This is a genomic window from Mycobacterium sp. MMS18-G62, from assembly GCF_053877835.1.
This window is the reverse complement of record NZ_CM132662.1, coordinates 368,883-385,738: the sequence shown is the minus strand read 5'-3', so window position 1 is coordinate 385,738 and position 16,856 is coordinate 368,883. Positions and strand designations below refer to the sequence as shown.

At 65.8% G+C, this 16,856-nt stretch carries 18 protein-coding genes; 8 read left to right on the top strand and 10 right to left on the bottom strand.

From position 1 onward, the window contains the following. The first annotated feature begins 74 nt into the window (after positions 1–74). The gene (locus ACWW36_RS01895) at positions 75–1,127 is read left to right on the top strand and encodes an NAD(P)H-dependent amine dehydrogenase family protein (protein WP_456139925.1); all 1,053 of its coding nucleotides are present in this window, start codon (positions 75–77) and stop codon (positions 1,125–1,127) included. Positions 1,128–1,206: 79 nt separating this feature from the next. On the opposite strand, the gene ACWW36_RS01890 is transcribed toward ACWW36_RS01895, so the two are convergent. Next, positions 1,207–1,947, bottom strand: a complete 741-nt coding sequence (locus tag ACWW36_RS01890; protein ID WP_456139924.1) for an SDR family NAD(P)-dependent oxidoreductase — start codon at positions 1,945–1,947, stop codon at positions 1,207–1,209. Next, complete coding sequence (locus tag ACWW36_RS01885; protein ID WP_456139923.1) at positions 1,944–2,987, bottom strand: zinc-binding dehydrogenase; 1,044 nt, start codon at positions 2,985–2,987, stop codon at positions 1,944–1,946. Before ACWW36_RS01885 ends, ACWW36_RS01890 begins: the two co-directional genes overlap by 4 nt. Positions 2,988–3,021: 34 nt before the next feature. Between ACWW36_RS01885 and ACWW36_RS01880 the strand changes: the two genes are divergently transcribed. Continuing rightward, positions 3,022–3,885, top strand: coding sequence for a class II glutamine amidotransferase (locus ACWW36_RS01880; RefSeq protein WP_456139922.1), 864 nt, complete (start codon positions 3,022–3,024; stop codon positions 3,883–3,885). Here the strand turns inward: ACWW36_RS01880 and ACWW36_RS01875 are convergent, their stop codons facing one another. Continuing rightward, positions 3,886–4,611 carry an HAD family acid phosphatase gene (locus tag ACWW36_RS01875; RefSeq protein ID WP_456139921.1) on the bottom strand — a complete coding sequence of 242 codons (726 nt, stop codon included), beginning with the start codon at positions 4,609–4,611 and terminating at the stop codon, positions 3,886–3,888. A 37-nt stretch (positions 4,612–4,648) separates the two neighbouring features. On the opposite strand from ACWW36_RS01875, the gene ACWW36_RS01870 reads away from it, so the two are divergent. Beyond that, positions 4,649–5,506, top strand: coding sequence for a patatin-like phospholipase family protein (locus ACWW36_RS01870; protein WP_456139920.1), 858 nt, complete (start codon positions 4,649–4,651; stop codon positions 5,504–5,506). Here the strand turns inward: ACWW36_RS01870 and ACWW36_RS01865 are convergent. Together ACWW36_RS01865 and ACWW36_RS01860 are read right to left on the bottom strand one after the other, a co-directional pair. Beyond that, positions 5,503–6,456, bottom strand: a complete 954-nt coding sequence (locus ACWW36_RS01865) for a patatin-like phospholipase family protein (protein ID WP_456139919.1) — start codon at positions 6,454–6,456, stop codon at positions 5,503–5,505. The two genes, ACWW36_RS01870 and ACWW36_RS01865, sit on opposite strands and share 4 nt — an antisense overlap. Positions 6,457–6,532: 76 nt before the next feature. Beyond that, positions 6,533–6,964, bottom strand: coding sequence for a lipoprotein LpqV (locus tag ACWW36_RS01860; RefSeq protein ID WP_456139918.1), 432 nt, complete (start codon positions 6,962–6,964; stop codon positions 6,533–6,535). A 112-nt stretch (positions 6,965–7,076) separates the two neighbouring features. Between ACWW36_RS01860 and ACWW36_RS01855 the strand changes: the two genes are divergently transcribed. The 3 genes from ACWW36_RS01855 (at position 7,077) to ACWW36_RS01845 (ending at position 8,782) form a co-directional block, all read left to right on the top strand. After that, positions 7,077–7,628 (top strand): cysteine dioxygenase, encoded by a 552-nt coding sequence (locus ACWW36_RS01855; protein WP_456139917.1) that lies wholly within the window; start codon positions 7,077–7,079, stop codon positions 7,626–7,628. Then, positions 7,628–8,002 carry a rhodanese-like domain-containing protein gene (locus ACWW36_RS01850; RefSeq protein WP_456139916.1) on the top strand — a complete coding sequence of 125 codons (375 nt, stop codon included), beginning with the start codon at positions 7,628–7,630 and terminating at the stop codon, positions 8,000–8,002. The genes ACWW36_RS01855 and ACWW36_RS01850 overlap by 1 nt, the downstream gene beginning before the upstream one ends. A gap of 138 nt (positions 8,003–8,140) precedes the next feature. After that, positions 8,141–8,782 carry an NADPH-dependent F420 reductase gene (locus ACWW36_RS01845; RefSeq protein WP_456139915.1) on the top strand — a complete coding sequence of 214 codons (642 nt, stop codon included), beginning with the start codon at positions 8,141–8,143 and terminating at the stop codon, positions 8,780–8,782. An 85-nt stretch (positions 8,783–8,867) separates the two neighbouring features. Here ACWW36_RS01845 and ACWW36_RS01840 read toward each other — a convergent pair whose 3' ends face one another. From ACWW36_RS01840 to ACWW36_RS01830, 3 genes are all read right to left on the bottom strand, one after another. Next, positions 8,868–10,562 (bottom strand): alpha/beta hydrolase, encoded by a 1,695-nt coding sequence (locus ACWW36_RS01840; RefSeq protein WP_456139914.1) that lies wholly within the window; start codon positions 10,560–10,562, stop codon positions 8,868–8,870. Positions 10,563–10,572: 10 nt separating this feature from the next. Further along, the gene (locus ACWW36_RS01835; protein WP_456139913.1) at positions 10,573–11,346 is read right to left on the bottom strand and encodes an enoyl-CoA hydratase; all 774 of its coding nucleotides are present in this window, start codon (positions 11,344–11,346) and stop codon (positions 10,573–10,575) included. A gap of 73 nt (positions 11,347–11,419) precedes the next feature. Beyond that, positions 11,420–12,460, bottom strand: coding sequence for an enoyl-CoA hydratase/isomerase family protein (locus ACWW36_RS01830; protein ID WP_456139912.1), 1,041 nt, complete (start codon positions 12,458–12,460; stop codon positions 11,420–11,422). A gap of 153 nt (positions 12,461–12,613) precedes the next feature. On the opposite strand from ACWW36_RS01830, the gene ACWW36_RS01825 reads away from it, so the two are divergent. Both ACWW36_RS01825 and ACWW36_RS01820 read left to right on the top strand, forming a co-directional pair. Further along, positions 12,614–13,459: a Bax inhibitor-1/YccA family protein gene (locus ACWW36_RS01825; RefSeq protein ID WP_456139911.1), complete on the top strand. Its 846-nt coding sequence runs from the start codon at positions 12,614–12,616 to the stop codon at positions 13,457–13,459. A gap of 146 nt (positions 13,460–13,605) precedes the next feature. After that, positions 13,606–14,460 carry an endonuclease domain-containing protein gene (locus ACWW36_RS01820; protein ID WP_456139910.1) on the top strand — a complete coding sequence of 285 codons (855 nt, stop codon included), beginning with the start codon at positions 13,606–13,608 and terminating at the stop codon, positions 14,458–14,460. Between the two features lie 54 nt (positions 14,461–14,514). Here the strand turns inward: ACWW36_RS01820 and ACWW36_RS01815 are convergent, their stop codons facing one another. Together ACWW36_RS01815 and ACWW36_RS01810 are read right to left on the bottom strand one after the other, a co-directional pair. Continuing rightward, the gene (locus tag ACWW36_RS01815) at positions 14,515–15,732 is read right to left on the bottom strand and encodes an acetyl-CoA C-acetyltransferase (protein ID WP_456139909.1); all 1,218 of its coding nucleotides are present in this window, start codon (positions 15,730–15,732) and stop codon (positions 14,515–14,517) included. A gap of 33 nt (positions 15,733–15,765) precedes the next feature. Continuing rightward, positions 15,766–16,731 carry an SGNH/GDSL hydrolase family protein gene (locus tag ACWW36_RS01810; protein ID WP_456139908.1) on the bottom strand — a complete coding sequence of 322 codons (966 nt, stop codon included), beginning with the start codon at positions 16,729–16,731 and terminating at the stop codon, positions 15,766–15,768. Between the last annotated feature and the right edge of the window lie 125 nt (positions 16,732–16,856).

The following is a 16,856-nucleotide window of genomic DNA, read 5'->3' as shown; positions in this document are numbered from 1 at the left end:
CAATTGTGACCCCCCTGGCCGCCGCCGTGGTGTAGACCTGAGTAGAACGTGTTCTAGTTTTGCGGAGGAGCGACATGGGTCTGCGGGTGGTGCAGTGGGCGACGGGCGGCGTCGGGGTGGCGGCGATCAACGGCGTGCTGGAGCATCCCGAGCTCGAACTGGTCGGCTGCTGGGTCCACTCGCCGACCAAGGCCGTTAAGGACGTCGGCGAGATCATCGGCACGAAACCGCTGGGTGTCGTCGCCACCAACAACGTCGACGAGATCCTGGCGCTGGATGCCGACGCCGTGGTGTACGCGCCGCTGCTGCCTAACCCCGAGGAGGTCGCGGCTCTGCTGCGGTCCGGCAAGAACGTCGTGACACCGCTCGGCTGGTTCTACCCGAGTGAGAGTCAGGTCGGATCGCTGCGGGACGCGGCGGTCGAGGGTAACGCGACGCTGCACGGCACGGGCATCGCGCCGGGGGGCATCAGCGAGAAGTTCCCGCTGATGTTCTCCGCGATGTCGACTGGAGTGACATTCGTTCGCGCCGAGGAGTTTTCGGACCTGCGTACCTACGAAGCCCCCGATGTTGTTCGCTATGTGATGGGTTTTGGTGAGGTTCCGGAGAAGGCGCTCAGCGGGCCGATGCAGAAGCTGCTCGACGGCGGGTTCATTCAGGCGGTCCAGATGATCGTCGACAAGGTGGGGTTCAAAGCCGACCCGAAAATCCGCTCGTCACAGGAGATCGCCGTCGCGACCGCGGCGATCGACTCGCCGATCGGAGTCATCCAACCTGGTCAGGTGGCGGCCCGCAAGTTCCACTGGGAGGCTCTCGTCGGCGACGACGTGGTTGTCCGTGTCACGGTGAACTGGTTGATGGGTGAGGAAAACCTCGATCCCGCATGGACATTCGGGCCCGAAGGACAGCGATACGAAATGGAAGTCCAAGGCAACCCGGACATCTCCATCAGCGTCAAGGGCTTCCAATCCGCGATAGGCGGGGAGGGCCCGGAGTACGGCATCGTCGGCACCGCCGCGCATTGCGTGAACTCCATCCCGGCGGTGTGCGCGGCCGAACCCGGCATTGCGACCTATCTCGACCTACCGCTGATCAGCGGACGGGCCGCGCCGCGCCTCGGGGGGTGACTATGTGTTGTGCCCGGCTAGCGGCGACATTGTCGCCGCGAGGCGGACAACTCGAGTAGTGGGGAAGACCCGGAGCCCTTCACCGTGGCAGGATGCCGCCGTCGAGCGTGACCACCTTGTTGGTCAGGTAGCCGTTGCGCAGCATGGCAATTGCCATGTCCGCAACCTCCTGAGGCCTGCCGGCCCGCCCGACCGGTATCGGCAGCGGAGTGGACGCGGTCTCGGGGTCGACGGGAAACATCTTCGTGTCGCCGATCAGCGCAGGCGCCAGCGCGTTGACCGTCACGCCGTCGGCGGCCACTCGCGGGGCCAGGTGATGCGTCACACCGTGCAGGCCGGCTTTGCTTGCGGCGTAATGCGCCCCGACGACGCCGCCGTTCAGCCCGGCGATCGACGAGATGAACAACACTCGCCCGAACCCCTTTTCGACCATGGCGGGCAACACCTGCTGCGCGAGCAGGAACGGAGCGGTCAGGTTGATCGCGAGCGTGGTGTTCCACGACTCCAAATCGATGTCCCGCCAATCGGTTATCGTCGCGGTGCCTGCGTTGGCTACCAGAATGTCGACGCCGCCCAGTTCGCGGTTGGCCTGTTCGACGAGTCGGGCAGGTGAGGCCGGGTCGGCCAGATCGGCGGATGCGACGACGACCCGTCGGCCCAGTCCACGCGCGTAGGCGGCGGCCTCGTCCGCATCGTCGCTGTGGCGTCCGTAGGCAAGGAACAGGTCCACACCCTCGTCGGCGAGGGCACGGGCGATGCCCTTTCCGATGCCGCCGGACGCACCGGTGACCAGGGCCACCCGTCCGTTCAACGCGCTCACGGTTTGACCAGGATCCGGATCGGGTTGCCCTCTTGATGTTCGAGCTTCCCGATGCCCACCTTGACGTCCTCCAGGGAAACGATGTCGCTGATCGACCGCGAAAGGTCCAGCCGTCCGGTGGAAACCAACGCGGCGAGCGTTTCGATGTCGACGTTCTGGTAGCCGAGATGGCCCAGCACATGCTTCTGCGACAAAGCGAACATGGCGGTGGGTCCAACCGCGGGCGTCTGGTCGCTCATTCCCACGGCGACCAGGCGGCCGCCGACTCGCACGCAGTCGAGCGCCTGCTCGAACGTCGACTTGAGGCCGACCGCGTCGAACGCGACGTCGAGCTTGCGTCCGCCGGTGAGGTCGGCGATCTTGTCGCGGAGCTGCTCGTCGCGGGCGTCGAACGCGTGGTCGGCGCCGACTTCCAGCGCTCGGTCGAGCACATCCGGGTTGATGTCGACGGCGATCACGGGCACGGCTCCGACCAGTCGCGCCAGCTGCACGATGTGGGTGCCTACGCCGCCGACGCCCCACACTCCGACCGACTCGCCGATGCCGACCTTTCCAGTGCGCACCACGGCGCCGAACGGTGTGGACACCGCGTCGGCGAGGATCGCAGCCTGCTCCATCGAGACGTTGTCGGGGATGCGCGTCAGGCCGATCGCCTGGGCGACGGTGTACTCCGCCCATGCCCCGTCGTACGCGAACGCCATCAGCTGAATGCGAAGACAGTTCGCGAGATCGCCCCGCCGACAGTTCGGGCATGTCGTGCACGGCCGCCCCGCCGGCACGATCACCCGGTCGCCTTCCTCCCAGCCGGTGACGCCGGGTCCGAGCTTGGCGATGGTGCCTGACGCCTCGTGGCCCTGCGTCACGACCGGCTGCTGCGGTGGGAAGGTTCCGTTGATCAGGCTGAGGTCGGAATGGCAGATCCCGCAGAATGCGACCTTGACCAGAACTTCGCCGGGTCCAGGCTCGGGTATCGGAACATCTTCCACCGCAATGGTTTTGGAATCAGCGTAAAAGCGCTCGGCCCGCATGGTTTCAGCCATTTCGCTCCCTTCGCGGCCACGCTACCATCGGACCATGTGCCGCCTGTTCGGGCTGCACGCCGACAAGCGTGCGGTGACAGCGACGTTCTGGCTACTTGACGCGCCCGACAACCTCGTCGAGCAGAGCAAGCAAAACCCGGATGGGACCGGAATCGGTGTGTTCGAAGCCGATGGTAAGCCCGTCGTCGACAAGCAGCCCATGGCGGCGTGGCAGGATTGCGAATTCGCCACGGAAGCACACGAATTGACCGGCACGACGTTCATCGCGCATGTGCGCTACTCATCGAGCGCGGCGCTGGAACTGCGCAACACGCATCCTTTTCTGCAAGACGGGCGGATCTTCGCCCACAACGGCGTCGTGACGGGTCTCGACGTGCTCGACGCGCGACTGCGTGAGCTCGGCGTTGACGACCTGGTGCTCGGCGAGACCGACTCCGAACGGATCTTCGCGCTGATCACCGCGTCCACACGCCAGCATCACGGCGACGTGAGCGCAGGGATCGTCGACGCGGTCGGCTGGCTGGCCGAAACCGTACCGATCTTCGCGGTCAACGTCCTGCTCAGCACCGCCACCGACATGTGGGCGTTGCGCTACCCCGAAACCCATGAGCTGTACATGCTCGACCGACGCGAGGTCAAGGACCGGCGTCTGCGAATGGAAACCCGCCGCATCTGTGCGCATTCAGAACATCTGACGTCGGACGCGTCGGTGCTGTTCGCCAGCGAGCCGATGGATGACGACGACTGGCAGCTGCTTGCCCCGGGCGAGCTGGTGCATGTCGACGCCCAGCTGCAAATCAAGCGGCGAATCGCGTTCCCCGACCCGCCCAAGCATCAACTGACCCACGACGACCTGACCGCGAAAGCCGCTGCATCGCAACATGCCTCGGTCGCATGATCACGGAATGCGATAGAACGGGTTGGGCAACTGATAGGTCTGCTCCGAGAATCCGCCCGCCAGATCCGAGCCCTGGTCGCCGAGATTGGCGATGATCGTGTAACCCTGCTGCTCGATTTCGGCCCGCTGCGGCGCCTTGAAGTCGGCGGCCGAAACATAATGCGCACCAATTGGTTCCATGATCAGCCGGGTGTACCCGGTGTAGCCGACGGCCTCCAGGTTTCGTACGGTCGCCTCGCGCTGACGCTCGTCGCGCCCGGTGATGAAGAAGATCGCCGCCCCGTCGTCCTTTGCGGTGTTGAAAACGTCCATCGTCGGCTGGATCATCGTCGACTGCGCCCGCAGATCCCACGCCAGCCAACCGCAGGGTCCTTGCGGTAGCTTGTCGCATGAACCGTCGATGACACGGCTAAAGTCGTTGGCCTGAATGGCTTCCCAGTTGGACAACGCCGTCTCGTCGATGTCGAAAACGACGGCCGGTCGCTGCACCCGCGGCGCCTCGTCGTCGATCCATGGGATTGCAGGGGCCGTCGCAAGTTGCAGATCGGTCAGATAGGCACCGCTGTCGTAGTACTGCGTTGCTTCGGTTTTGAGGTCGCCGACGTTGGCGGGCTGCACCGGCGGCGGGATGATCGGCGCCGGCGGCGCGGGCGGCTCGGCGAATGCAGAAGGTGCGAATCCGATCAGCACCGCGACGACGGCGGCGAACGGCCCGGCGGTACGCATGAGCAAACCCTAACGGCGGCCTGGCAGGATCGCTGCGGTGACGACGAAACGAGCGTTGGTGCTCGCGGGTGGCGGGTTGGCGGGAATCGCGTGGGAGACCGGCATTCTGCGGGGCATCGCCGACGAATCACCGGTGACCGCGCAAGAGCTGCTGGATTCCGATGTGCTTGTCGGCACGTCCGCGGGTTCGACGGTCGCCGCTCAGCTCGGCAGCGGGCTCGGCCTCGATGCGCTGTTCGACCGGCAGATCACAGAGTCGTCAGCGGAGATCCACCCCGGCGTCGGCATCGACGAGATCGCCGAGTTGTTCATGGCGGCCGTAACGGCGCCCGGCGCCGGCAAGGCCGACAAGCTCCGAAAGATCGGGGCGGCCGCGCTGTCGACACAGACCGTGAGCGAAGACGTGCGGCGGGACGTGATCGCGCGGCGACTGCCGTCGCACGACTGGCCGGATCGGGCGCTGCGGATAAGCGCGATCGACGTCGCGACTGGCGAGCTGGTCGTATTCGATCCGGCGTCGGGCGTCAGCCTGGTCGACGCGGTGGCGGCCAGCTGCGCCGTACCGGGTGTCTGGCCGCCGGTGACGATCGGCGACCGCCGATTCATGGACGGCGGAGTGGGCAGCACTGTGAACCTCGCGCTCGCCGACGATTGCGATCGCGTCGTGGTGCTCGTGCCGTCGGGTGCCTCGGCCCCGTCGCCGTTCGGCGCTGGCTCGGGCGAGGAGGTCGCAGCGCTCGGCGGAGCCGCGTTCGGTGTGTTCGCCGACGACGAGTCGCTCACGGCGTTCGGCCGCAACCCTCTGGACCCGGCGTGCCGGAAGCCGTCGGCACTGGCCGGTCGCGAACAGGGCAGGAGAGTGGCGGCCGCGGTCGCCGAATTCCTTGGCGGCTAGCCAGGGCTCAGGTCTGAGGTCACCTTGTGCTGGTAGTCGTCGAGCGCCTGCGATGCAAGCTCACGGCCGACGTCGATGACCTCGGAAGCACGGTGGAACTCCAGGCTGCGGCAGGCGGTACGGGGCACCTCGATGAGCAGGTCCGGCGGGTAGGCCGCGAGGGTGTGGCGTGCCAGCGCGGCCTGCGCGATGTCGATGGTGCGGTTCATCACCTCGAAGCTGCGCAGCTTAGGCACCGTCACCTCCTTGGTGGCGTCGACGAGTTCGTCGTCGCTGCTGCCGCCGTCAGGACCGCCGCCGGAGCGGGTGTCGAACAATGCTGTCGTGCTGCGCCACATGCGCGTCAACCATTCGGTGGTCGCCCTCGGCTCGTCATCGGCTTCTCGACCGCCGGCGGCCTCGCTTCCGGCGAGGCTGACCGCGATGGTCAGGTCGGCGGCGACCGCGGCGATCGGCGCCATCGGCAGCGGGTCGAGGATGCCGCCGTCGGCCAGTAACCGCCCGTCGAGGACATGCGGCGTGATGACGCCGGGGATCGCGATCGACGCCCGGATCGCCGCGTCAACCGGGCCTCGCTGCAGCCACACCGACTTGCCCGAGATCAGGTCCGTCGCCACCGAGGTGTAGGGGATCGGCAGTTCCTCGATGGTGACCTCGCCGAGGATGTCGCGGACCGCGTCGAGGATCTTGGCGGCGCGCAGTACGCCTGCGGCGGTGATCGACGGGTCCAGCAGCCGAAGCACCGCCGTCTGCGTCAGCGACTTGGCCCACTCCGCGAAATCGTCGAGCTTGCCCGCCGCCTGCAGGCCGCCGACGAGCGCGCCCATCGACGAGCCGGCAATGCCGACGATCTCGTACCCGCGATCCTGCAGTTCGTGGATCACCCCGATGTGCGCGTACCCGCGGGCCCCGCCGCTACCCAGGGCCAGCGCTACCCGCTTGCCAGCCATGAGTCCATTGTTGCGCGGCGGACCCGTCGCGCCCCAACGGCCGAATTAGTTACACCCGTGATTTGAATTCCCGCCGTCAGCCGCATTCGGCGTTGGCGGCCCCCTCGACGGCCATGATCGCGCCGGCCTGCTGCGCCGGTGTCAGCTGAGCCCACGGGGTGTTGAAGTTGCCGGGTCCGGTGAAATCGGGCGCCTGAATGATCTTCAAGTACGGCTCGACGAGCGTCTTCGGATCGACCTGCTGGCCGTCCATCCACACCTTCGCGGCGTGGCAGGCCTGGCCGTACTGCTCTTCTGTGGCGTCGGCAGGGACGTCGACCTTGGTGGTCACGCCGCCGGGCGATACCTCGACCGCACCCGGTTTCGCCGGCTCGGGCGGAAGCGGGGGCAGTTCACTGGTCCGCGTCTGCGTGGATTGGGCGGGCTTCTCTTCGCCGCCCGAGCATCCCGCGAGCGCCAGCGTGGCCACTGCGATGCACAGCGCGGCTCGTTGAGGGTATCTGCGCATGCCGCCCAATCTATGCAACACTGGCGGCCGTGATCCAAAGGACCGGACTTCAGGAGTGTTGTTGCGGGTAGCCGCCAACCCTTGATCCGTCCGTCCTTTTTCTGGAGCTTGCATGGTTTCCGCACAACCTGCCGTGTTGCCGTCTGCCGTCCCCGCTGTCTCTTCGCCCACCCGGCTGCGGCTGCCCGACCTTTTGCACGAAACGGACCGCTACGCCGACGATGTGCTGTCGGGCCGCTACGACCACCTGTTGCCGACGGGTGGCCCGCCACGCAACGATCGCTGGTTCACGCGGCTGCACGGCGACGACGAACTCGACATCTGGCTGATCAGCTGGGTTCCGGACCGCTCGACCGAACTGCACGACCACGGCGGCTCGCTGGGCGCGTTGACCGTCGTGTCCGGCGCGCTACGCGAAACACGTTGGGACGGTGACGCGTTGCGCCGCCGTCGGCTGCGCGCCGGTGATCAAGCGGCGTTTCCACTCGGTTGGGTGCATGACGTCGTGTGGACACCGGCACGCGATCTATCGGTACCCGTCACCCCCACGCTGTCGGTGCACGCATATTCACCGCCCCTTACTGCAATGTCGTATTACGAAGTAACCGAGCGAAAGACGCTGCGCCGCAAGCGCACCGAGCTCACTGACGTACCGGAGGGATGATGAGCAGCCGGATCGACCGCGTGCTCGATGACGCTCGCACGCGCCTGCGCAGGCTCACTGCTGACGAAGTACCTGCGGCCTTGGAGCGCGGCGCCGTCTTGGTTGACATTCGCCCGCAGGCGCAGCGCCATCGCGAGGGTGACGTGCCCGGCGCCCTGGTGATCGAACGCAATGTGCTGGAGTGGCGGTGCGACCCGACCAGCGACGCAAGGCTGCCGCAGGCCGTCGGCGACGACGTCGAGTGGGTCGTGCTGTGCTCAGAGGGTTACACGTCGAGCCTGGCCGCTGCGGCGCTGCTCGATCTGGGACTGCACCGCGCTACCGACGTCGTCGGCGGCTATCACGCGTTGAAGGCGGAAGGCGTTCTGGTCTAAGTACTTTGGCGCAGTCCGTCGCCGTTTCGACACCACGGAAACCGACCGGTATGGTTCTATACGGACCCGTACAAATGGTGCGCGCGGACGTTACGGCGATATAGGTCGCGGGTGCTCTCCAACAGAAGGGGACTTTCGGTGAGTTACGCGATCATCGGATCAGGCAACATCGGTTCCGCAGTAGCGCGCCAGTTCGCACGCAGCGGTCTCACCGTCTCGGTGGCAACTGCGAGGGGGCCGCAAGCGATCGCTCCCCTCGTCGAGGAACTGGGGCAGTCGATCCAGCCTGCAGAGTTGTCGGAAGCCCTGCGCGCCGACGTCGTCGTACTGGCCGTTCCGTTCGAAGCGGTCAAGGGGTTGGTCGAACAAGTTGACGACTGGGGCGGCCGAATCATCGTGGACGCCACCAATGCAATCGATTACGCGGACTTCTCGCCAGCTGATCTGGGCGGACGCCCGTCGTCGGATCTGGTGGCCGAGTGGGCGACGAACGCCCGAGTGGTGAAGGCCTTCGGACACACATGGGCGAAGGTCCTGGCACATGCTCCAAGCGACGGCCGTGGCGGCCGGCGAGTGCTGTTCGTCTCGGGAAACCAGCCCGACGCGAACGCCGAAATCGCCGAGCTGATCGACAAATTGGGCTTCCAGCCGATCGACCTCGGCCGCAACGATCAGGGCGGACTGCTGCAACAATTCGGCGGACCGCTCACCACCCGCAGCTTCATCTCCCAACCGATCAGCGGCGCTAGCCCCGCCGAAATGGATCTCGCTGAGTCGTGACCTGAGATCACGTGGACTGAGATCGCTGCGGCCAAGCGCGCGGCGGGTGCATCGCCGCGGGTCCTCGCTCCTAGTAGCCGAACCTCTAGGCGTTCTCGTCGTTGGACAGCAACGGCCGCAGCTTCTCTGTCTTCTCCGGTGTCCAGCCCGGCGGTTGCAGAACTGCGGCCCAACCGTTTGCGACGTCTTTGACGTAGACGTGGCCGTGTCCGTCGGGCACGTCGACCGCCACCGCCATGTCGGCGGACACCTGAAGGAACGTCACCACGGGGATCCACTGCATGCGCCCGGACAGGTCGTATCCGCGCGGCTCTCTTAGCCAATCCGGTTCGGAGAACAGCAGATCGACGTTCCACCACGCAATCGGATCCGATGCGTGCTGTAGATAGACGGCCCGTGGGTGGCTCCAGGGATCCGGCGGCCTGTTGAGGTTGTCCGGGCGCGCGACGAAGCGGACGTTCTCACCCTTGTCGTAGATCGGCAACCACTCGGGAGAGTCCTTGTCGCGGTTGCGGGTGAGGTCTTCCCAGATCGTGTTGTTGAACGTCGGGCCGGAGAACAGCGCGCCGTCCGTGCGGGCGACGAGATTGTTGAGCGCCAGGAACGGCGCCTCGCCACCGAACGATCCGAGGCTTTCGCCGAACACGACGAGCTTGGGTCGCTTGGCTTCTGGCATCTCGCGGATCAACGCGTCGACGGCTTCGAACAGCGCCTGGCCGGCCTGGCGCGCGTTCTCCTTGTCCACCAGGAACGACAGCCAGCTCGGCAGGAATGAGTACTGCATGGAGACGATGGCGGTGTTGCCGTTGTACATGTACTCCAGCGCGGAGGCCTCCGCTTCGTTGATCCAACCGGTTCCGGTCGTGGTGGCGACGGCGACGACTGCGCGGTTGAGGCCGCCTTCACGCACCAGTTCCTCGGCGGCCAGCTTGGCCGTCGCCTTGATGCCGTCGGCGGAATGGAGTCCCGCGTAGGCGCGGATCGGTTCGATCGCGGGTGTGCCGTTGAACTTGGTGAGTTTCTCGATCGTCGGGCCGGCGGAGACGAACACCCGTCCCTGATGGCCGAGCGATTCCCAGCTGACCAACGATTGGGGACCGCCGGAGCGCAGCGACGACGTCGGCGCAGGAAATTTCGGATCGGTCTCGTCGTTGGCGGCCGCGAACGTCTTGTTGATCGTGCTCATCGCGAACCGCACCACGACACCGTTGAGAAGCGCGATCGTCAGCGCGATGAGTAGCCCGACCACAACAAAGGCCGAAACCCGCGGCGGGGCAAAGCGATTGAGCTGGCGCACCAGATAGCGCACCAGCTTGCCGATGAGCTGACCGATTTCGACGAAGACGAACAGAAAGACAACTGACAGCACTGCGGTCAGCGGGTGGTCCCAAAAGCCCATGTGCGGTACGCCGTTGAGATCGCGTACTTCGTTCTGCCACACGTGAAAGTAGATGATCATCAGGATCTGACCGATGATCCCGACGACGACGAGGGCGATCCACGCCCACCGCGGTGCGGGCGGACTGGTGTCCTTCGATTGCATGTAGCGCACCAGCCACACCGCGAAGACTCCGAGGCCGTATCCGATCGCGCCTGCCGAGCCGCTGACGATGCCTTGGAAGAGCGGTCCGCGCGGCAGCAGCGACGGCGTCAGCGAGAGCCAGATGAACACCAGTCCGATGGCCGTCCCGGTGAACGTGTAACGGCGCTCCCACCACGGATTCTTGGCGGGTTCCGCCTCGGGAGGGGCTGCCTCGGTGGTCTCCGCCGTGTCCGTCACGGACGGAAATTTACCGGTGCGTGAAGTTCGGGGGGCGCTTCTCGGTGAACGCGTTCATGCCTTCGGTCTGATCGTCGGTGGCGAAGGCGGAGTGGAACAGCCGTCGCTCGTAGAGCAGCCCCTCGGCCAGGGTGGACTCGAACGCCCGGTTCACGGCCTCCTTGGCCATCCGCGACGCCGACAGCGACATGCCCGCGATGGTCTTGGCGACCGCAGCGGCCTCCTCCAGCAGCTTGTCCGCCGGCACCACACGTGAGACCAGCCCGGCGCGTTCGGCCTCTTCGGCGTCCATGTTGCGGCCGGTCAGGATCAGGTCCATGGCCTTGGCCTTGCCGATCGCGCGGGTAAGCCGCTGCGAGCCACCCATGCCCGGCAGCACGCCGAGCTTGATTTCGGGCTGACCGAATTTCGCGGTGTCAGCGGCGATGAGAACGTCGCACATCATCGCCAGCTCACAACCGCCGCCGAGTGCGTAACCGGCGACCGCGGCGATGGTGGGTGTACGGGTGGCGGCGAACTCGGCCCATTGGGCAAAGAAGTCCGCGGCGAACACGTCGGCGAACGACAGGCTGGCCATTTCCTTGATGTCGGCGCCCGCGGCGAACGCCTTCTCGTTGCCGGTGATGACGATCGCCCCGATGCCGGAGTCGTTGTCCAATTCCGCTGCGGCCGTGGTGACTTCGTTCATCACCTGGCTGTTGAGCGCGTTGAGCGCCTTGGGCCGGTTCAGCGTGATGGTTGCGACGCGCTCGTCACGGGTGACCAGGATCGTCTCGTAGCTCATGCCTCGACTCCTCCTCGCTCCGGTCCTCGCTCCTTCGTCGCTGCGATCCTCACTCGTTGTCGTCTTCGGTAGCTCATCTCTTGAACTCCAGTTCGCGATCGGCCGGCGCGAAATACGCCTCGACGTCGGCGGTGGTGACGGCCGCCAGCGACGCAGGCGACCATTGCGGGTTGCGGTCTTTGTCGATGACTTGGGCGCGGATGCCCTCCACTAGATCATGCGAGCGCAGCGAACCGCACGACGTCCGATATTCCTGGCGCAGCACATCTTCCAATGTGTCGAGCTTCGCGGCGCGGCGGACGGCCTCGAGCGCGACAGACACCGAGATGGGGGAGCGGCTTGCTATCAGGTTGGCCGCCTCGTTGGCGGGACCGGCGTCATCTCCCCGCAGGGCGGCGACGATGTCTTCCATGGTTTCGCCGGCATAGCAGTGGTCGATCCAATCCTGCTGTGCCAGAAGCGAACTGGGTGGCGGCTCTTGAGCGTATGAGGCGACTGCCGCGTCGATGCCATCGGCGATGAGCGTTTGCGTGAAGTCCTGGAGTTTGTCGTGAGGAACGAAAGTGTCGGCGAAACCCAGTGCGATCGCGTCGGCGCCGTCGAACTGGGCGCCCGTCAGCGCGGCGTGGTGACCGAGCAATCCCGGCGCCCGCGACAAGATGAATGTTCCGCCGACGTCGGGGATGAAGCCGATGCCGACTTCGGGCATGGCCATTCTGGTGGTGTCGGTGACGACGCGGACGCTGCCGTGTGCGCTGACCCCGACACCGCCACCCATGACGATGCCGTCCATCAGCGCGACATAGGGCTTGCCGAAGCTGCCGATCTGCGCGTTGAGCAGATACTCGTCGTACCAGAACTGCCGCGCCTCGGAGCCGTCGGCGCGCGCGCTGTGATAGATCACCACGATGTCGCCGCCCGCGCAGAGGCCGCGCTCGCCGGCACCCGACAGCACCACGGCGCGGATGGCGTCGTCGTGCTCCCAGTCGGTCAGCACCCTCGACAGCGCGCTGACCATGGGGTGGGTCAGCGAATTGATCGCCTTCGGACGGTTGAGGGTGATCAGGCCGACGCCGTTCTCGACAGTTACTAGGACATCCTCGTTTTCCGTCACGAGTAAGCAATGTAGATCGTCACCCTGAGCAGCCGCTGCCCGGGTTAAGGTTTTCTGTGAATGACCCGCGAAGACGGGAACCGCCTGCGGGTCGTGAACGTTGAGTGTGTGTTCGCAACTTGTCGAACCACAGCACTAGGAGAGGAACCGACGGTGCGGGAGTCCAGCAACCCGGTATTTCGATCCCTGCCTAAGACGCAGGGTGGATATGCGCAATTCGGTACCGGAGCCGCCGGCTACGGGGCGCAGGCAGTAAATGCCGATCCGTACGCAGGCGCCTACCCAGAGCAGCGGCAGACCGGGGTTTCTCGGCCCCTGACCGTCGACGATGTCGTCACCAAGACCGGCATCACGCTGGCAGTGCTGACGGCGGTGGCCGCCGCGGCCTACTTCTTGGTGGGACAGAACCTGGCTTTGGCTACGCCGCTTCTCTTCGGGGGCCTCATCGGCGGCACGGTGCTCATCCTGGTCGCGATCTTCGCGCGCAAGCAGGACAACCCGGCGATCGTGCTGAGCTACGCCGCGTGCGAGGGCCTGGTGCTTGGCGCGTTCTCGTACGTCGTCGCGAATCTGATGGTGTCCGGCATCAGCGCCGGTGCGTTGATCAGCCAGGCCGTCGTGGGCACGTTTGGCGTGTTCTTCGGCATGCTCGTCGTCTACAAGACCGGCGCGATCCGCGTGACGCCGAAGCTCACCCGATTCCTCGTCGCGGCCGGCTTCGGTGCCGTGGCGCTGATGCTCGTCAACTTGGTGATCGGGCTGTTCACCCACAGCGCAGGACCGCTGCGCGACGGTGGCCCGCTGGCGATCGTCTTCTCGCTCTTGATGATCGGGCTGGCGGCGTTCTTCTTCCTGTCGGACTTCGACGAGGCCGACAGGGCGATCCGCGCAGGCGCGCCGGAAAAGGCCGCGTGGGGTATCGCGCTCGGCCTGACCGTGACGCTCGTGTGGCTTTACCTCGAGATCCTGCGGCTGCTGAGTTACTTCAACAGCGACTAGCTTGCACGCGAAAAAGCCCGGCACGAAAACGTGCCGGGCTTTTTCATTTGCGTTGACTCTGCGCCGAGGGCGCGAGTTATCCACAGTTTCGCGCCGTGAACGCAGAATCAACTTTTGGTGTCGGTAATCGCTGACAGTCTGCGGCCATGGGGGAGGGGCAACAGCCGTTTATCGGCAGCGAGGCGCTGGCGTCGGGATCGCTCAACCGATACGAATTGCGCCGCTATTACCGGGCGATCATGCCGAACGTCTATCTCGACAATCGAGTGGAGCCATCGCTTCGCCAGCGCACCCTCGCGGCGTATCTATGGTCGCGTCGAGAAGCGGTCGTTTCCGGATTGGCCGCGTCGGCTCTTCATGGAGCGAAATGGATCGACGACAACTCGCCCGTCGAGTTGATCTGGCGCAATGCACGCGTGCCTAGAGGCGTGGTCACGCGTGACCAGCTCTTGCTGGAGAACGAGATTCAACGACTCGATGGCCTTCGCGTGACTACGCCCGAGCGCACCGCATTCGACCTCGGCCGCAGGGGCCGCATCGGTACTGCTGTGGCTCGGTTGGATGCGTTGGGTCAGGCGACTGACTTCAAACTTTCGGCGGTCGAAGAATTGGCTTTTCGCCACCGACATACACGTGGTCTGCGCCAGCTCGAAGCAGTGCTGCACCTCGGTGATGCCGGGGCCGAATCTCCGAAGGAAACATGGTTGCGGCTCTTGGTAATTCGGGCTGGCTTTCCGCGGCCACGGACGCAGATTCCCGTGCTAAGCCCGGATGGTCTTCGGTGGTACTACCTCGATATGGGTTGGGAAGACATCAAACTCGCCGCCGAATACGACGGCGATCATCATCGCTCCGACCCGGGCCAATGGGCCTACGACATCCGTCGTCTCGAGGATCTCCGCGAGCTTGGCTGGACGCACGTTCGCGTCGTGGCCAGGCATCGAGCCGCCGACATCATTCGACGGCTACAGCGAGCCTGGGATGCATTGACTCTGCGCTGAGGGCGTGGGCTGCTCGCACATTTACGCCATAGGCGCAGAGTCAACGCTCGAAAGCTAGCTCAGTCGCTCGATGATCATCGCCATGCCCTGGCCGCCGCCGACGCACATCGTCTCCAGACCGAACGTCTTGTCGTGTGTCTGGAGGTTGTTCAGCAGCGTGGCGGTGATACGCGCACCCGTCATACCGAACGGATGCCCCAGCGCGATCGCCCCGCCGGACACGTTGAGCTTGTCCAGGTCCATGCCCAACTCGCGAGCCGACCCCAGCACCTGCACCGCGAACGCTTCGTTGATCTCGTACAGGTCGAGGTCGTCGATCGTCATGCCCGCATTCGCCAGCGCCTTGCGCGTCGCCTCGATGGGGCCTAGGCCCATGATCTCCGGCGACAGCCCGGACACGCCCGTCGCGACGATGCGTGCCAACGGCGTCAGGCCCAGTTCACGAGCCTTCGTGTCGCTCATCACCACGACCGCGGCGGCGCCGTCGTTCAGCGGACACGCGTTGCCGGCCGTCACGGTGCCGTTCGGCCGGAACACCGGCTTGAGCTGGCTGATCTTCTCGTAGGTGGTGCCCGCGCGCGGCCCGTCGTCCGTCGAAACCGTCGAGCCGTCTGGCAGCTTCACCGGCACGATCTCGCGCTCGAAGAAGCCGCTGTTGATGGCTTCTTCGGCACGGTTCTGCGACCGCACACCCCAGTGGTCCTGGTCCTCGCGGCTGATACCCGTGTAGAGCGCGACGTTCTCGGCCGTCTGACCCATCGCGATGTAGACATCCGGCAGCACGCCGTCTGCGCGGGGGTCGTGCCATTCGTCGGCGCCCGCGGCGGCCTGTGCGGAACGCTGCTCGGCGTCAGAGAACAGCGGGTTGTGCGAATCCGGCCAGCCGTCCGACGTGCCCTTCGGGAACCGCGAAACCGTTTCCACCCCAGCGGAAATGAACGCGCTGCCCTCGCCGGCCTTGATCGCGTGGAACGCCATCCGCGTGGTCTGCAGCGACGACGAGCAGTACCGGTTCACGGTCGTGCCCGGCAGGAAGTCGTAGCCCAGCTCGATGGCCACCGCGCGGCCGATGTTGAAGCCGGCCTCGCCGCCGGGCTGCCCGCAGCCCATCATCAGGTCGTCGATCTCGCGCGGATCCAGCGCAGGCACCTTGTCCAGCGCGGCACGCACCATCTGGGCGGCCAGGTCGTCGGGTCGCATATCGACCAGCGAACCCTTTCCGGCGCGGCCGATCGGTGAACGCGCGGTCGAAACGATGACGGCTTCAGTCATGACGGCTCCTCACATCAAGTGGATACGAGGAACCTAGCTGGCGGTCACCACGATGGGCGCGGGGACCCCAGTCGACCGGCGCCACAGCCTGCCCACGTTGCCCACCCGAGCGAGCCACGAGCCGAGATCGGCCGACCGCGATTCCAATGCGTCGTCGGGAACTTGGTGACCGACGAACTCTCCCAACGCTTTACACAATGCGGGCAGCAACTGGCTGGCCGCCAACGCGTATCCGGCTCCCGACGGGTGGAACATGTCATGGCTGAACAGCACTTCCGGCATCTTGCGGAAGTCGGGTGCGAGCAGGTCGGAAAACGGGACCGGGACGCCGCCCGCTGACCGCACGGCCGACGCTTGGGCCCGCGCCAGGCGCAGGCCGCGGCTGCGCGTCACCCACCGCAACGGCTGCGGGATCGCGGTGATCACGCCGAAATCCGGGCAGGTGCCCACGACTACGACGGCGCCGGCACTTCGCAGCCGCCGGACCGCGCGACCCAGTCGACGTGCCGACGGTCCGATGCCGTTCGGCTTGGTGATGTCGTTGGCACCGATCATGATCACGGCCGCATCCGGGGGCGGACCGGCCACAAACATCGCGTCGATCTGGCCCGATAGACCCTTCGATGTCGCCCCGACGATCGCTTTGGTGCTCAGCCGTATTCGTTTGCCGGATTCTTCGGCCAGGCCCCGCGCGATCAGCACCCCCGGCAACTCCTCGGCGTCCTGGCAGCCGTATCCGGCGGCGGTGGAGTCGCCGAAGACCATCAGGTGCAGGTCGACGGGCACGCCGCGGTGCCAGCGCTCGACAGGTCCGCCGCCCGGCGAGTACACGCCGTCGGCGCGCGGCGGGATGTCCCATGACTTGGGTATGACCTGTCGGGCCTGGTCAGCCTGCCCGCTCAGCAGATTGCGGGCTCCGACGTAGGCGGAGCCTGTCGACGCGAGCGTGGCCGCAGCCGCCAGGGCCACGGTCGACCGACGGGGTGCACGAATGCCCACGAGGACAAGTTTATGTGGGAAACGCCCCTCCATCCGCGTGGCAGACGCGTTCGGGGATCACATTGCGGTATCAACTCCGGTATCGATTTTGACTCGTCGATTGTTGAACAGCTTGTAGGGTGTCA

Coding starts and splice junctions, on each gene's coding strand:
- ACWW36_RS01895 (WP_456139925.1), top strand. CDS start 75: ATGGGTCTGCGGGTGGTGCAGTGGGCGACGGGCGGCGTCGGGGTGGCG.
- ACWW36_RS01885 (WP_456139923.1), bottom strand. CDS start 2,987: ATGGCTGAAACCATGCGGGCCGAGCGCTTTTACGCTGATTCCAAAACC.
- ACWW36_RS01880 (WP_456139922.1), top strand. CDS start 3,022: ATGTGCCGCCTGTTCGGGCTGCACGCCGACAAGCGTGCGGTGACAGCG.
- ACWW36_RS01875 (WP_456139921.1), bottom strand. CDS start 4,611: ATGCGTACCGCCGGGCCGTTCGCCGCCGTCGTCGCGGTGCTGATCGGA.
- ACWW36_RS01865 (WP_456139919.1), bottom strand. CDS start 6,456: ATGGCTGGCAAGCGGGTAGCGCTGGCCCTGGGTAGCGGCGGGGCCCGC.
- ACWW36_RS01860 (WP_456139918.1), bottom strand. CDS start 6,964: ATGCGCAGATACCCTCAACGAGCCGCGCTGTGCATCGCAGTGGCCACG.
- ACWW36_RS01855 (WP_456139917.1), top strand. CDS start 7,077: ATGGTTTCCGCACAACCTGCCGTGTTGCCGTCTGCCGTCCCCGCTGTC.
- ACWW36_RS01850 (WP_456139916.1), top strand. CDS start 7,628: ATGAGCAGCCGGATCGACCGCGTGCTCGATGACGCTCGCACGCGCCTG.
- ACWW36_RS01835 (WP_456139913.1), bottom strand. CDS start 11,346: ATGAGCTACGAGACGATCCTGGTCACCCGTGACGAGCGCGTCGCAACC.
- ACWW36_RS01820 (WP_456139910.1), top strand. CDS start 13,606: ATGGGGGAGGGGCAACAGCCGTTTATCGGCAGCGAGGCGCTGGCGTCG.
- ACWW36_RS01815 (WP_456139909.1), bottom strand. CDS start 15,732: ATGACTGAAGCCGTCATCGTTTCGACCGCGCGTTCACCGATCGGCCGC.